This is a genomic window from Myceligenerans salitolerans (genome assembly GCF_017349295.1).
In the GTDB taxonomy this organism is placed as follows: Bacteria; Actinomycetota; Actinomycetes; order Actinomycetales; family Cellulomonadaceae; genus Myceligenerans; species Myceligenerans salitolerans.
Genome location: NZ_JAFMPK010000024.1, coordinates 52,918 through 68,102, shown reverse-complemented (window position 1 = coordinate 68,102; position 15,185 = coordinate 52,918). Strand labels below are relative to the sequence as shown.

Below are 15,185 nucleotides of genomic sequence, written 5' to 3'. Positions count from 1 at the left end.
GGGTAGCGTGGCGACGGCCCCGCCGAGGGAATCAGGCGTCCCGGTCGGCCCACCACTTCCTGAGTTCCTCGGTGGCGGTGTCCTCACCGAGCGGCCCTCGCTCCATCCGCAGCCCCAGCAGGTGCTTGTACGCCTGCCCGACCTCGCGGCCGGGACCGATCCCGAGGATCTCCATGATCTGGTTCCCGTCGAGATCGGGCCGGATCGCGTCGATCTCCTCCTGCTGACGGAGCGCGTGGATGCGCTTCTCGAGGTGTGTGTATGCGTCGGACAGCCGCTTCGCCTTACGACGGTTTCGCGTGGTGCAGTCGGCACGGGTGAGCCTGTGCAGGCGTTCCAGCAGTGGGCCGGCGTCGGTCACGTACCGACGCACCGCCGAGTCCGTCCACTCCCCGTCCCCGTAGCCGTGGAACCGCAGGTGCAGTTCCACGAGGCGCGCGACGTCCTTGACCACCTGCTTCTCGTACTTCAGGGCCCGCAGTCGCTTCGACACCATCTTGGCGCCCACCACCTCGTGGTGGTGGAACGACACTCCCCCGCCCGGTTCGAACCTCCGGGTCGCGGGCTTGCCCACGTCATGCAGCAGCGCGGCGAGCCGGAGCACGAGGTCCGGTGCCGGTACCGGCCCGTCCGGCCCGGTCTCCTGCGCGATCGCCTGATCCAGCACGATCAGTGAGTGCTCGTACACGTCCTTGTGGCGATGATGCTCGTCGATCTCGAGCTGCAGCGCCGGCAGTTCGGGTAGCACGTGGTCGGCGAGGCCGGTGTCAACAAGCACCTCGAGCCCGGCGCGCGGGTTCGGCGCCGTGACCAACTTGCTCAGCTCCGCCTGCACCCGCTCGGCGGAGACGATCTCGATCCGCGCGGCCATCGCGACCAGCGCCGCGAGCGTGCCATGTTCCACGTGAAACGACAGCTGCGCCGCGAACCGCGCCGCGCGCATCATCCGCAGCGGGTCGTCGTCGAACGATCGCTCCGGCGCGATCGGCGTGCGGAGCACCTTCCGCGCGAGGTCGGTGAGACCGTCGTACGGATCGACGAACGTCAGCTCCGGCAGCCGCACCGCCATCGCGTTGACGGTGAAGTCCCGTCGTGAGAGATCACCGTCGAGAGACGAACCGAACTCGACGAGTGGTTTGCGCGATTCGGGATCGTACCTGTCGGTGCGGTACGTGGTGACCTCGACGACGACGTCGCCCTTGCGCGCGCCGATCGTGCCGAACTCCTTACCGATGTCCCAGTGCGCGTCTCCCCAGGCCGCGAGGAGTCGCTGCGTCTCGTCGGGCATCGCCGAGGTCGCGAAGTCGAGGTCGTTGCTCGCGCGCCCGAGGAACGCGTCCCGCACCGGCCCACCGACCAGGGCGAGCTCGTGTCCCGCGGCGCGGAAGACCTCCCCGAGATCGGTCGCTGCCGGAGCCATCTCGGTCAGCACGCCGAGTGCACGGCGCAGGAGTTCCAGCTCGGGCTTGGCACCAGAAGGGGTTGACACGATCACCGATTCTCCCAGACCCGGCGCGTCGGCACGTCTCCCGCGGGAATGCGGAGGCGTCGCCGCTCGGTGCGTGTGATCGGTAACGGTCCGCGCAGTCGGTAGTGTTGGGGCATGTCCACCCCAGCGCCGGCCGGCGACCGACCCATCGGTCGTCCCGACGTGCCCACGCCTCCGGGTGGAGCGCCGCTGCGGGTGGATCCATCACGTGTCGCAACGGCGCCCGCGGCGGCGGCCGCGCACCTCCCCGTGGTGGACGAGACCTCGGCCGGCGGGCTCGTTCTCCGCCCGACCCCCGGATTCCCATCCACGCCCACAGGTTTCGACGCCGCCGTCCTCCTACGCCGCAACCGGAGCGGACGGATCGAATGGTGTCTGCCGAAGGGACACCTCGAGGGCCTCGAGACCCCGGAGGAAGCGGCGATCCGCGAGATCCGCGAGGAGACCGGCATCCACGGCTCGATCCAGGTCGACCTCGGCGTCATCGACTACTGGTTCACCGGGGAGGACCGCCGGGTGCACAAGGTGGTGCACCACTTCCTGCTGCGCGCGGACGGTGGCTCGCTCACCGTGGAGAACGACCCTGACGGCGAGGCGGAAGACGTCGTCTGGGTCGGCCTGCACGACCTTCCCGCCAAGCTTTCCTACCCGAACGAGCAGCGGCTGGCCGCCGTCGCCGCCGAGCGCGTGGGTTCATCGCCCGAACTGCTCGCGGCGCTGCGGTCCGGCAGGTCCCATTTGGAGACACCAGACCACCCATGACGCAGCATCACGGTGCCCGACGGCGTCGCGCCCGCACCACCGCAGGAATTCTGACCGCAAGCCTCACGCTCCTGGGTGGGCTCCTGCCCACGGGCGCCGCCTCGGGCAGCATCGGCGCCAGTTCGGCGGCCGGTTCCGCCGCCGGTACTCCGGTGGCTTCGACGGAGCGCGCCGCACCGGCTTCCCGAGGTGGGACGCCCGCCGTCGTCAGCCATCGTGAGAGCGAGGACGCCGCTCCGGTCACCGTGGACCTGCGGTCCGTCTCCCCCACCGTGGCAGGTCCGGGCGACGAGGTGACGGTCGCCGTCCGGTTCACGAACACGACCGATCGTGCCCTCGACGGTCTCACCGCCCGGCTTGCCGTCAACGCCGTCGCGCTCACGCAACGGTCGACGCTCTCCGCGTGGGAGTCCCTGTCGCTCATGGACAGGGTGGCGGCAAGCGGACCGGACACCCGGGATCTGGGTCGGCTCGGCCCGGGGCAGTCCACCAGCCTCGAGCTCCGCCTCCCGATCGCCACCTACACGCTGCAGGGCTGGGGCCCGCGTGAGATGTCGGTCGAGGTGCGTGACCCGTCCGGCCGGGTGGGCGTGCTGCGTACATTCCTCATGTACGACGACGGCGTGGCGCGGGCGGGACAGGCGCCCATGCGGCTCACCATCGCGGCCCCGGTGACCACCGGCGTCGTCGATCCCGCGGACCTCCAGGGTGCCCAGCTCCGGCTGGCGCAGGAAGCCGCCGACGAGGGGCGCCTCGACCAGATGCTCGACGTGGCGCGAACAGGCAAGGTCTCGCTGGCCGTGGATCCGAACGTGATGGGCCTCGCCCGGTCCGCCGAGGACGACGAGCTACGACTCTGGGGCTCCGAGTTCCTCGACGCCACTCGATCGACCAGCACGTTCGCGCTTCCTGCCTGGGACCCCGACGTCGCGGCGCTCGCCCATGCCGAGGTTTCGAGGGGGCGCATGCGCGGTTTCCTCAACACGCCGGTGATCGACGGGTGGAAGGTCCCGAAGTCGTGGGGTGAGGGACTCGCGTGGCCGGCCGGCGGGGTCGCGGATCGCGTCACGGTCGCCGCCGCTGCCTATGCGGACCGGCCGAACGTGGTGCTCGCCGGCGGCACCTTCGCCCCGACGACGCCCGGTGTCGCGGACAGTCGCGCGGACCTGGGCCTCAAGGACGGGACCGCGCGGACGGTTGTCGCGGACAAGGTGCTCAGCAACGTCTTCACCAGGGGAACGGACCTCGCGCCGGCGCTCCGGGCGGCGGAGTCCGCGGACATCGACGACTCCGGCGGGGACGGCACGCGTGGACCCACAACCCCGGAACGGACCGGCGCCGCAGCAGCCCAGCGCCTGCTCGCCGAGACCTCGGCGATCGTCGCCCAGACGCCGGCGGACCTTCCGCACGCCCTGATCGCGCTCGACCGGTCGTGGTACCCGGACGCGGACTCCGTCGGCACGATTCTCGCCGGGCTGGCGGCCGCCGACTGGGTGAAGGTCGCTCCGCTCGACCAGCTCGTCGGCTCCGGGGCGTCCTCGGTGGATCGCACGCCGCTGGAGTACGACGCCCCCGCCGAACGCGAGCTCGACGCCCGTGAGGTGGCTCGCATCGACAAGAGCCGCACGATGATGATCGACTTCTCCTCCATCGCGGACGACCCGGACGAGCTTCGCCGCAATTCGCTGTGGCGGTTGGTCGCCCCGTTGTCGGTGGCCTCCCGCGCCGATCCCGAGCAGCGACGCGCGGCGGTCGACGAGGGCATCGGCTACGCCGAGACCCTGCGGCAGGCTGTCGCGGTCATCCCGCGTGAGGGGATCAACTTGATCTCCGATCGCGGCAACCTGCCGATCCGGGTGCGCAACGGGCTCGACACCGCGGTGACCGTGACGGTCGTTCTCCGACCCGACAATCCTCGTCTCACGGTGGCGCATCCCGTGAGCGGGACGGTTCCCTCGGGCAAGGAGATGGACCTGCCGATTCCTGTCGAGGCGATCGGGTCCGGCGACGTCACGGTGACGGCCGAACTCCTCGCGCCGTCGGGTGTGCAGCTCGGCTCGGACACCTCCTTCGAGGTACGGGTTCGCGCGGGATGGGAGGAAGTCGGCACCTGGGTCGCCGCCGGGCTGGTCGGGCTGCTGTTCCTGGCAGGAATCTGGCGTACCGTACGGCGCGGGCGTTCCCCGAACCGGGCCACGGTCGAGGACGTCGAGGCGGCGACCGGTGAGTTCGAAGCCGCGGCCAGATCCACGGAGCCGGCCGCGCCGACGACGGCGAACGCTGCGCAGCGGACGGAATAGACCCCGGGGACAACCCCGGACGGACGGGAGAGACCCCAGATGACCTCACAGGCCACCGGCAGTCGCGGGCTGGGACGTAGCTCGCTGGTCATGGCTGCCGGAACAGCGGTGTCCCGCCTGGGCGGGCTCGTCCGCAACATGTTGATGGTCGCGATCATCGGCAGCACCGGCCTGGTCGCCGATGCCTTCGACGTCGCGAACAAGCTGCCCAACGTCCTGTTCGCGATCCTCGCGGGCGGCATGCTGAACGCCATCCTGGTGCCCCAGATCGTCCGGGCGTTCCAGGCCCGGAACGCCCAGGAGCGCCTCGACAAGCTGCTCACCCTCTCAGGAGTGGGCATCCTCGCGCTGACGGCGGTGCTCACCGGGGCATCGTCGATCATCGTGTGGCTCTACACGGACGGCTGGACCGAGGAGCAGCTCGCGCTGGGCACGATCTTCGCGTTCTGGTGCATCCCTCAGCTGTTCTTCTACGGGCTGTACACCCTGCTCGGGCAGGTGCTGAACGCGCGTGAGCAGTTCGGCCCGTACATGTGGGCGCCCGTCGCGAACAACATCATCTCGGTCATCGGCTTCGGGCTGTTCTGGATCATCTACGGCAGCGCGCCGGACGGCGGCATCAACGAGCTGGACTCGTGGGACACACCCCGCACCATGCTGCTCGCGGGAACGGCCACCCTCGGTATCGCGTCGCAGGCGCTGGTGCTGCTCGTACCGCTGATGCGCTCGGGGTTCGTCTGGCGGTTCCGTCTCGGGTTCCGCGGGATCGGGCTGCGGTCCGCCGGATCGGTCGTGGGCTGGACCTTCGCTGCCGTGGTGCTCGAGCAGCTGGGGGTCCTGTACCTGACGCGCGTCGCGTCCCAGAGTGGTGCCCAGAACGCGGTGGCGGGCGAGCTCGCGACCGCGACCGCCGGTAACGCCGCCTACACCCAGGCGCTGATGATCTATCTGCTTCCTCACTCGCTCGTGACCGTGTCCATCGCGACGGCCTTGTTCACCGGGCTGAGCAGGGCAGCCGCCAACGGCGAGACGGACAAGGTGCGCTCGGACCTCTCCCTCGGGCTGCGCACGGTCGGGGTCTTCACGGTCTTCGCCACCGCGGTGTTCAGCGTGCTCGCCGCGCCCCTGACAGCGCTGATCGTGCCCACCGCCGGATCGGAGGGCACGGGAGCGATCGCGCCCGTCCTCGTGGCACTGTCGCTCGGACTGATCCCGCTGGGCGCGATGGTCCTCATGAAGTGGGTCTATTTCGCCTACGAGGACGGCCGGGGCGTCTTCTGGATCACCGTCCCCGCCACCGTCGCGCTGGTGCTCGGCCTGGTCGCGGCTCAGGTCTGGCTGCCGCGCGAGAACTGGGTGACCGCCGCCGGCGCTTCGTTCGCCCTGGCCAACTGGGTGACCTGCATCCTCCGTACGCGCGGCCTGCGCAAGATGCTGGAGGGCCGTATGGACGGCCGCCGCGTCCTGCTGCTGCACTCCTCGGCGCTCGTGTCCGGCCTTCTCGCCGCCGGCGCGGGCTGGTCCGTGTACCAGTGGATCGGCGGTTTCGAGGCCATCCGCTTCGAGAGCGGCGTCGGAGGCACGTTCCTCAGCGGCTTGTGGATCAGTGCGGTCTGCGGCCTCGCCATGGTGGTGGTCTATGTCGCGCTCCTGAGGCTCTTCCGGGTGCGGGAGCTGGACACCCTCCTCGTGCCCCTTCGCCGCCGGCTCGGTCGCTGACCGTCCGCCGCCCGGTGGCGGGCCCTACGTCATCGTGCACAGGCTGTGGACGAATCTTGCCGGATCGACGGATTATGGGCATGGCCGCGTAGCATGGCGGGCAACGATCCTGCGGTCGACGACGGCCGTCCGAGCAGCGAGGGAGGCACGAGTGGGCACGCCCGGACCCGGCGACGTTCTCGTCGACCGCTACCGCCTGGGCTCGGAGCTCCGGACCGACCTCGCGGCCGCCGTCGCCTGGGAGGCGTACGACCAGGTTCTGGGTCGCGAGGTGCGGCTGCACCTCCTGAGCGGGCCTTGGGCGGCCGATGCCCTCGACGCGGCTCGCCGTGCCGCTCTCGTGACGGAGTCGCGCATCAGCCGCGTGCTGGACGCCGGGACGGGCGAGGCCGGCTCGTACGTGGTGACAGAGCCCTATCGAGGAGAGACGCTCACGACGATCGTCTCCCGTGGACTGGTCGACGAGCAGCACGCTCGCGCGATCGCCGGAGAGGTAGCGTCCGCGCTCGCCTTCGCCGGCGCGCGGGGCGTCCACCACACCGTGCTGCGGCCTGAGGCGATCCGCATCGAGCGGGATCGGGTCGTGGTGACGGGCCTGGGCCTGGATGGTGGTCTGGCCAGTGGAGAAACCCTCAACCGGGCGCCGGCAACCGGGGACGCGCGGGGCGCTCTCGCGCTGCTCTACTATGCGATGACGGCACGCTGGCCCGGTATCGAACTCGAAGCGGACTGGATCACGAAGGACACCGTGATCCCGCTCCCCGCACGACGGGACGACGACGGCGCCGTGGTACCGCTGTCAACGCTCGTTCCCCATGTCGACCCGACGATCGACGCCCTGCTCCGTAGAGCGTTCGGTCCCTCCGCGGACGCGGAGGCCCCCGGGACACCGGACGACGTCGTCACGGCACTCACCCCGTGGGGGGACGTGTCGGTGCTGGCGTCGCTGCCCGCGTTCGTCCAGCAAGTACCTGAATCAACCGAGCGGCAGGCGCCTCCGGCGCCGCCGGTCCGGAGGCCGGTCGTGACCGGCCGGATCGCCCGAGCCGAGGAGGCCTCAGCAATGTCATCCGTCCCGCCCGAGGGAGTTCCCCAGGGATATCCGCCGTCACACGCTCCGGTGCCCCCGCCTCCCCCGGGTTTCCAGCCTCGGCAACAGACAGTTCCGCAGACGGGGTACCAGCAGCCTCCGCAGTACGCCCCCCAGCAGTTCGCACCGCAGCAGGGTTACGACCAGCAGTTCGCGCCGCAAGCCGATGACGCCCACCAGCAGGCGTACTCGGCTCCGCCGCCCGGGTACGAAAGGCAGTACTACGACCAGAACCAGGGCTTCCAGACACAGCCTGCACCGAAGCGCGGCGGCGTGAACCCGACGCCGATCGTGCTCGGGGTGGTCGGTGTCGCGGTGATCGCAGGGCTGGTCTGGGCCGTCATGTCGTTCCTCGCGCCGTCCGACACCACGCCGGTGGTCGGCGCGGACGGGACCGAGACCGCTGAGGGTACGGGCGAAGAGGACCAAGGCCAGAGTGGAGGCGAGACGGCGGGTGAGGGCGAGGAGTCCGAGGCACCCGAGACGGAAGCGCGTCCGGTCATCACCGGTTCCACGCTGGTCGCCACGGGCGGTGCGCCGGTGACCGGAGAGGATGCCGATTACCCGGAGACGGCAGCGCTGGTGTCCGACGGCGACCCCACGACGTTCTGGTACACCCGTACCTTTGCGTCCCCGGACTTCGGCGGATTCAAGAGCGGGAGTGGCATCGCCCTCACTCTTCAGGAGGCCGCGGAGGTCTCGACCATCGAGCTGTCCACGAACAGCGAAGGTGGGAACGTCCAGATTCGCGCGACCACGGCAGATGATCCGGCGGGCGGCCAGGTCGTGGCCGAGGGCCCGGTCTCGTCGAACACGACCTTCACTCTTGACGAGCCGGTCGTGGGCGACTCGTTCGTCGTCTGGTTCACGTCGCTTCCCGAGTCGACGCCTCTGCCCGACCTTCCTGACCTCAAGTACCGGGTCGAGTTGAACGAGGTCACGCTGAGCTGACCTGTCACATTCCGCCGCGAAGGGCCGTCCTTGTTCAGGGCGGCCCTTCGTCGTGCGCGCAGTCGCCGAAGGGGCCCGGGCAGTTCGCCGGCACTCCGGCCTCATCGCCGCAGGGCTGTCTGTATTGACAGATTTCGATATAGTGGGTGTGCCGCGCTTCACGCGCCCAGAAGCCCGCAACCCGCCGCCGGCTGGAACACTGGAAGCCCCATCTGTGTTGATCCGGGCGAGACTCGAGGAGAAGACGTTGACCGAAGAGCAGACCATCCACGACGTGGTGATCATCGGGTCCGGCCCTGCCGGGTACACCGCCGCCGTCTATGCCGCGCGCGCGGGCCTCACGCCCGTCGTGCTCGCCGGCTCCGTGACGGCCGGCGGCGCACTCATGAACACCACCGAGGTCGAGAACTTCCCCGGCTTCCCCGAAGCGGTCATGGGCCCGGACCTCATGGACAAGATGCGTGCGCAGGCCGAGCGCTTCGGCGCTCAGGTGATCTGGGACGACGTCGAACAGGCCGAACTGTCGGGCGAGGTCAAGGTGCTGACCACGGGCCTCGGTGACGTGTACCGGGCACGCGCGGTGATCCTGGCGACCGGCTCGGCATACCGTGAGCTCGGCCTCCCCGACGAGAAGCGGCTGTCTGGGCGGGGTGTTTCCTGGTGCGCCACCTGCGACGGCTTCTTCTTCCGCGACCAGCACATCGTCGTCGTCGGCGGAGGGGACTCGGCGATGGAAGAAGCCACCTTCCTCACCCGCTTCGCGTCGAAGGTCACCGTGGTGCACCGGCGAGACGAACTGCGCGCCTCGAAGATCATGGCCGATCGTGCCCTCAACGATCCGAAGATCGAGTTCGCATGGAACAGCGAAGTCGTCGGAATCACCGGTGAGGACAAGGTCGAGTCGATCACCCTCCGTGACACCGTCAGCGGGGAGCTGCGCGAACTGGACGCCACCGGCCTGTTCGTCGCAATCGGCCACGAGCCGCGGACCGACCTGGTCAAGGGGCAGATCGAGCTCGACGAGAACGGCTACGTCGTCGTGGAGGGGCGTTCCACCCTTACGAACGTCTCCGGCGTGTTCGCGAGCGGCGACGCCGTCGACCACACCTATCGGCAGGCGATCACGGCGGCCGGCTCCGGCTGTGCGGCCGCACTGGACGCGCAGGCGTACCTCGACACGCTGAACGACGTCGCCGTTCCAGTCCCCTGAACCACTTCCGAACCGCAAGACCCGACCACCTGAGGAGAAGACCATGAGCACCGTCAAGGTCACCGACGACACCTTCAAGAACGAGGTCCTCGAGTCCGACGTCCCTGTCCTCGTGGACTTCTGGGCCACGTGGTGCGGACCGTGTCGTATGGTCGCGCCGATCCTGGAGGAGCTTTCCGAGGAGTACGACGGGAAGATCAAGATCGCGAAGCTCGACACCGACGAGAACCAGGCCACGGCGATGGCCTACAACGTCGTCTCCATCCCGACGCTGAACGTGTACCAGGGCGGCAAGGTGGTGAAGTCGATCGTGGGGGCTCGCCCCAAGCGCGCGCTGACCGAGGAGATCGAGAGCGTCCTCGCGTCCAGCGGCTCCGCCTGACGGGAAGTCAGCCGGCGCAACGGCGAAGGCCCGGTTTCCGATCCGATGGGGTCGGAAACCGGGCCTTTTGGCTGCCGGAGAGTCCAGTCGGTGGATACGACGACCTCCCGAGACCGGCTCCGGTGCGCGCCTCGGAGCTACCTACTCGGTGTCGGTGCTCCTCAGGAGCCCCGGGTCACCGGGAGACAGCACTCCGAGGATGCGGTTCAAGTCACCCACGTCCGAGAACTCGATCGTCATCCGCCCCTTGTTCTTTCCTAGGGCCACCTTCACGCGTGTCTCGAAGCGGTCGGAGAGGCGGGTCGCAAGTTCGTCCATCGCTTCCGTCCGAGCTCCGGCACGGGGCGCCTTCCGTGTCTTGGCCGCCTTGTCCACGCCGTCGGACATCATGACGAGCTCCTCGGTCGCACGGACCGACAATCCTTCGGAGACGATGCGCTGAGCCAGTCTCTCGATCTCCGCACCATCGGTGAGCCCGAGCAGAGCTCGTGCGTGCCCTGCACTGAGGACCCCGGCCGCGACTCGTCGCTGCACCAGCGGCGGAAGGCGGAGAAGGCGGAGGGTGTTGGAGATCTGCGGCCGGCTCCGGGCGATCCGCGTGGCGAGCTCCTCATGGGTGCAACCGAAGTCGTCCAGGAGCTGTCGGTAGGCCGCCGCCTCCTCAAGCGGATTCAGCGCAGCCCGGTGCAGGTTCTCGAGCAATGCGTCCCGCAGCATGTCTCCGTCGTCCGTGTCACGGACGATCGCAGGGATCGCATCAAGGCCGGCAGCTTGCGAGGCGCGCCAGCGACGCTCCCCCATGATGAGTTCGTACTGACCCGGCTCGTGCTTGTCCGGTCGTACGACGATCGGCTGGAGAACGCCGATCTCCTTGATCGAGTCCACGAGTTCGTCGAGCTCGCCGTCATCGAAGACGGTGCGGGGCTGGCGTGCGTTCGGCCGGATCGCGGCCGGATCGAGTTCGGCGAAGCGTGCGCCGGGCACCGGAACGAGATCCGTGTCGGTTCCACGTGAAACATCTGCCTCGCCGTTGCCGAAGAACGCGGTGTCGAGAGCCGCTGCTCCCTCGCCCGACACCGAAAGGCGTCCGCTTGCGATCGCCGAGTCCCAGTTCCCCGAGCTGTGACGGCCGTTTCCCCGGGAGCGGCCCTCACCTGCTGGGCTCGTCGCTGCCGGCGCCGTCGACCCGGAATCGGACCGTGCAGTCTGAGCGGAACCCAAGTCTTCCGTCGACTCGGTGACCAGAACAGCCTCGTCGCTCTGCGGCACCCCGTCGTTCGAAGCGTTCTCATCCACCGGCATCGTCGCAACGGCGGCGGCAGCTCCCTGCGCGTCCTCCTCCTCGGGACCCGTGGGAATCAGGGCACCAAGACCTCGGCCGAGCCCTCGCCTTTTCGCACTCATCGCATCTCCTCGTTCGTTGCCGCCGCCCGGCGGTCCTCGCCAACGCTCACCGCTCGCCCGCCAGCTCGTTCAGGACCGTGTCTCCTGCATCGGGGCCGGTCGTCGCGGACTGGACGCACCCTGGCCACGCTCGGCCAGTTCGCGTGCCGCTTCAAGGTACGCGAGGGCGCCGGTCGACGTCGCGTCGTAGGTCATGACGGTCTGCCCGTAGCTCGGGGCTTCAGAAATTCGCACCGACCGCGGAATCGTCGTTCGGAAGGTCTCCGAGGGGAAGTGCGCCCTCACCTCGCCGGCAACCTGTTGCGCCAGGTTCGTCCGACCGTCATACATGGTCAGCAAGATGGAGGAGACTCGGAGCTCGGGGTTGAGGTGCGACCGGATCAGGTCGATCGTCTTCAGCAGCTGGCTCAGACCTTCAAGTGCGTAGTACTCGCACTGGATCGGAATGAACACCTCCCGGCCTCCGACGAACGCGTTGACAGTCAGGAGTCCGAGGCTCGGCGGACAGTCGACGAGCACGTAGTCCATCTGCGGCTCGCCGGCCGCTTCCCGATCGGCGAGGAACCGGTCGATCGCCTTCCTCAGCCTGGTTTCACGTGAAACGAGGGAGACGAGTTCGATCTCGGAACCGGACAGGTCGATGGTCGCGGGAACCCCCCAGAGGTTGTCGATATCCGGGCACTGCTGGACAGTGTTCGCGAGCAGTTCGTCCTCGACCAGGATCTCGTAGACCGACGGGGTACCCGCGCGGTGCTCGATACCGAGAGCGGTTGACGCGTTGCCCTGCGGATCGTTGTCGATCACAAGGACGTTCAGTCCAGACAGGGCAAGGCCGGCCGCCAAGTTGACCGTGGTGGTCGTCTTGCCGACGCCTCCCTTCTGGTTCGCCACCGTGATGACACGCGTCCGGGACGGACGAGGGAACGTACGTCCCTGCAGCTCGATGCGACGACGCGCATCCATGGCGAGCTGCGCCGCCAGTGGAGTGGACTCGTCGACGGCGGGAACCGACGCGATCAAAGCCTCGCGGCGCTCATCGTCGCCGTCGTACCCGCCGTCCATGGACTCTGGATTCGAGGGCAACCCCGCGCCGGGCGTTTCACGTGAAACGCCTGGGGCCTGGAGCCCTTGCACAAAGATCGGATCGGTCACGCTGACACTGTAATCCGTAGATGTGGTGTCGTGGACGGACTCGGCTGAACTTTCCACAACATCGGCCGACGTGTCGCCGGTCCCAAGGCTGACGGTAGTCGCCGGTCCACCGTGACCGATCCGCACTGTGGTCACACCGGCAGCCGCTTGAAGTGCGGCAGCCATGTTCGCCCGGTTGGATTCGGCCACCGTGGCGGCCGGATCATTCGTGGCGCCCCCAGGTCCCGCCTCGAGCAAGCGCTCCGTCGTGTCTGGCACGGCCTCAGAACTCGCAGCCTGCGGCGGTGTTGGTAGGGGGCTCTCCTGGTCGCTCGCCGACTCCAGGGTCGTGGATCGGGCTCCCACCGACAGCACGGCCAGGACGCGCCGTGCCGCAGGAGCCTGTGTGGATGACCTTCGCGGGCCACCGCTGGAGGCGCCTGCTCTCCGCTCGCGCTCGTCCTCGTCTCCGTCCTCGACGACGGAGAGCGGGGGCTCGGCGGCGGACCGAGCGCCGCTGGTCACGCCATCCGAGATGGTCTCGACCGCGCCACCCTCGGAATCACTGGTGTACCCCGGTGATCCGCCACGGCCGATGGTGTGCGATCGCCGCTCAGGGCTCCGAGGCGGGCCAGGGACATGGCCGATCCGTGCCGGGGACTCGAGCGTTTCACGTGAAACACCGGCCGCGTCACCGTCACCGTCACCGTCACCGTCACCGTCACCGTCACCGTCACCGTCACCGTCACCGTCACCGTCACCGTCACCGTCACCGTCACCGGATAGATGATCGCCAGCTGACGATGGGTCCGTCGTCAACTCTCCGACAGTCCCCCGGGGGGCCTCGAAGTCGACAAATGACGCCGCCTGCGGAGCGAACTCGGCTGCCGGCGCCTCTGCCACCACCCACCTCTCGACGTCCCGAGTGCCCGCTATGTGTTCGGCACCTTCGGGTGCTTCAGTGTTCTCCGTTGACGTCACTCGGTCCGACATCGCCGCGTCGTCACTCCCCCCTGTTTTGGTCTGAGCTGCTTGGCGCACCTCAGAGGCTCCGCCCCCATTGGCCGGCTTACCCGGCTCCTGTGCCCGGACCGCCGTCGGCCGGTCGGCCCGGATCCCTTCCGCCCCTGCCTGTTCGGAGGCGCGCTCAGTCCGTTCACGACCGAACCGTCTCTTCAGCCATCCCCAGAGCGAGAGCACACTGCTCACGCTAAGCAGCGCGACGCAGTCGGCATCGCCGAAACGCCGACACCGAGGAAGGCCGATAACGCGCCTCCCGTTTCACGTGGAACAGTCGACCGGCGTCCCTCGATCCTTGTTTCACGTGAAACCGTTCGCTACCGGCGTCGCACGGCCCGCACCACTGTCGTCGCCTCGACGCCTTCCACGGTCTCACCTGGCAGGACCTCCGGCTCCCCCGCGCCGAACTTCCGCAGCACCTTGCGCGCCGCGTCGAACTCTTCCCGCACATTGCGACCCTTGAGCACCACGAGCTCGCCACCTACGCTCACCAACGGCATCGAGACCCGAACCAGCTTGGACAGCGCCCCCACCGCCCGCGACGTCACCGCATCGACCTCGAACGCCCCGTCATAGTCCTCGGCACGCCCACGCTTCACCACCGCATTGGATAGATCGAGCTCCTGCACGACCTCATGGAGCCACGCAGTGCGTCGCTCCATCGGCTCCACGAGGAACACCTCGGCATCCGGACGCATGACCGCGACGATCACGCCTGGCAGACCGGCACCCGAACCGACGTCCGCGACCGAACGAGCATTCGTGAGGTACGGAACCACCGCGGCCGAGTTCAAGATGTGACGCTCCCACAAGCGCGGGACCTCGCGTGGCCCGATCAGTCCGCGCAGTTCCCCTTGCTCCATCAACATCCGGGCGTACGCACTCACCTTCTCGTACCGCGTGCCGAAGTACTCCCGCACTGCCTCACTTCTGCCCAGCGTGTCCGCATCCAGTATCTGTTCGTGCCTGTTCTCCACGCCCTCAGTCTCCATGACTCATCCTCCCGTACGCCCGCTCTCTGCCACCCTCAAGACTGCCGCGTTCGACGAGATGGCTGAGGGCCGGTGCGGAACACCGCACCGGCCCTCAGCCATCTCGTCGCCCGGTCGCTCACCCGCCGGCGCTGGGCTATTCTGCCGCCTCCGGCGTCCTGACGCGCCCGCCCGTGGCGTCCTGGTCCGGAACGTGTTGGCCTTCCGTTCCGTGCACATCCTCCGTCGCCGGGTGGATCACGACGTACCGACGCGGCTCCTCCCCCTCCGAATCGCTCACGAGGCCGGCGGCTGCGACGACGTCGTGCACCACCTTCCGCTCGAACGCGTTCAGCGGCTCGAGCGCCACCCTGCGCCCGGTCTCCCGCACCTCGGCAACGGCCGACTCACCGAGCTTCGTCAGTTCCGCGCGCCGCGCCGCGCGGTACCCGGCCACGTCGAGCATGAGCCGCGAGCGCTCTCCCGTCTTGACCTGAACCGCGAGCCGAGTCAGCTCCTGCAGCGCGTCGAGCACCTCGCCATCACGTCCGACCAGACGATCCAGTTCGTCCCCGCCGTCTTCGGAAAGCACCTCCACGGCTGCGCGACCGAACCGAATGTCCAGATCGATGTCGCCGTCGAGATCGGCGATGTCGAGCAGTTCCTCCAGGTAGTCGGCCGCGATCTCGCCTTCTTCCTCGAGGCGGGCGGTGCGGTCGTCGGTCTCCGGCGTGCCGGCTGTGGACTCGCTCATCG

11 protein-coding genes and 1 pseudogene are annotated in these 15,185 nt (G+C 68.7%); 6 read left to right on the top strand and 6 right to left on the bottom strand.

Annotated features, from left to right (window positions below; all coding sequences use genetic code 11):
- Positions 1-31: 31 nt before the first annotated feature.
- Positions 32-1,495: a CCA tRNA nucleotidyltransferase gene (locus tag J0911_RS04360; protein WP_372434825.1), complete on the bottom strand. Its 1,464-nt coding sequence runs from the start codon at positions 1,493-1,495 to the stop codon at positions 32-34.
- A 108-nt stretch (positions 1,496-1,603) separates the two neighbouring features.
- On the opposite strand from J0911_RS04360, the gene J0911_RS04355 reads away from it, so the two are divergent.
- The 6 genes from J0911_RS04355 to trxA all read left to right on the top strand — a co-directional run bounded on the left by J0911_RS04355 (position 1,604) and on the right by trxA (position 9,903).
- A complete protein-coding gene (locus tag J0911_RS04355) occupies positions 1,604-2,251 on the top strand; it encodes an NUDIX hydrolase (protein ID WP_207274236.1) in 648 nt (215 codons plus the stop codon).
- The gene (locus tag J0911_RS04350; protein ID WP_207274235.1) at positions 2,248-4,551 is read left to right on the top strand and encodes a DUF6049 family protein; all 2,304 of its coding nucleotides are present in this window, start codon (positions 2,248-2,250) and stop codon (positions 4,549-4,551) included. Before J0911_RS04355 ends, J0911_RS04350 begins: the two co-directional genes overlap by 4 nt.
- 90 nt (positions 4,552-4,641) lie before the next feature.
- On the top strand, positions 4,642-6,270 hold the full coding sequence (gene murJ, locus J0911_RS04345) for a murein biosynthesis integral membrane protein MurJ (RefSeq protein ID WP_242636275.1): 1,629 nt from the start codon (positions 4,642-4,644) through the stop codon (positions 6,268-6,270).
- A 151-nt stretch (positions 6,271-6,421) separates the two neighbouring features.
- Positions 6,422-8,311: a protein kinase family protein gene (locus tag J0911_RS04340; RefSeq protein ID WP_207274233.1), complete on the top strand. Its 1,890-nt coding sequence runs from the start codon at positions 6,422-6,424 to the stop codon at positions 8,309-8,311.
- A gap of 247 nt (positions 8,312-8,558) precedes the next feature.
- Complete coding sequence (trxB, locus tag J0911_RS04335; RefSeq protein WP_207274232.1) at positions 8,559-9,521, top strand: thioredoxin-disulfide reductase; 963 nt, start codon at positions 8,559-8,561, stop codon at positions 9,519-9,521.
- Positions 9,522-9,564: 43 nt separating this feature from the next.
- Positions 9,565-9,903, top strand: coding sequence for a thioredoxin (gene trxA, locus J0911_RS04330; RefSeq protein WP_207274231.1), 339 nt, complete (start codon positions 9,565-9,567; stop codon positions 9,901-9,903).
- A 141-nt stretch (positions 9,904-10,044) separates the two neighbouring features.
- Here the strand turns inward: trxA and J0911_RS04325 are convergent, their stop codons facing one another.
- The 5 genes and pseudogenes from J0911_RS04325 to J0911_RS04305 all read right to left on the bottom strand — a co-directional run.
- The gene (locus J0911_RS04325; RefSeq protein ID WP_207274230.1) at positions 10,045-11,307 is read right to left on the bottom strand and encodes a ParB/RepB/Spo0J family partition protein; all 1,263 of its coding nucleotides are present in this window, start codon (positions 11,305-11,307) and stop codon (positions 10,045-10,047) included.
- A 69-nt stretch (positions 11,308-11,376) separates the two neighbouring features.
- Positions 11,377-12,459 (bottom strand): ParA family protein, encoded by a 1,083-nt coding sequence (locus J0911_RS04320; RefSeq protein ID WP_372434824.1) that lies wholly within the window; start codon positions 12,457-12,459, stop codon positions 11,377-11,379.
- 500 nt (positions 12,460-12,959) lie between these two features.
- Positions 12,960-13,217, bottom strand: a complete 258-nt coding sequence (locus tag J0911_RS04315; RefSeq protein WP_207274229.1) for a hypothetical protein — start codon at positions 13,215-13,217, stop codon at positions 12,960-12,962.
- A 558-nt stretch (positions 13,218-13,775) separates the two neighbouring features.
- The gene (gene rsmG, locus J0911_RS04310; protein ID WP_207274228.1) at positions 13,776-14,450 is read right to left on the bottom strand and encodes a 16S rRNA (guanine(527)-N(7))-methyltransferase RsmG; all 675 of its coding nucleotides are present in this window, start codon (positions 14,448-14,450) and stop codon (positions 13,776-13,778) included.
- Positions 14,451-14,676: 226 nt separating this feature from the next.
- A pseudogene (locus J0911_RS04305) lies at positions 14,677-15,183 on the bottom strand (Jag family protein); the annotation flags it as partial.
- Positions 15,184-15,185: the final 2 nt, after the last annotated feature.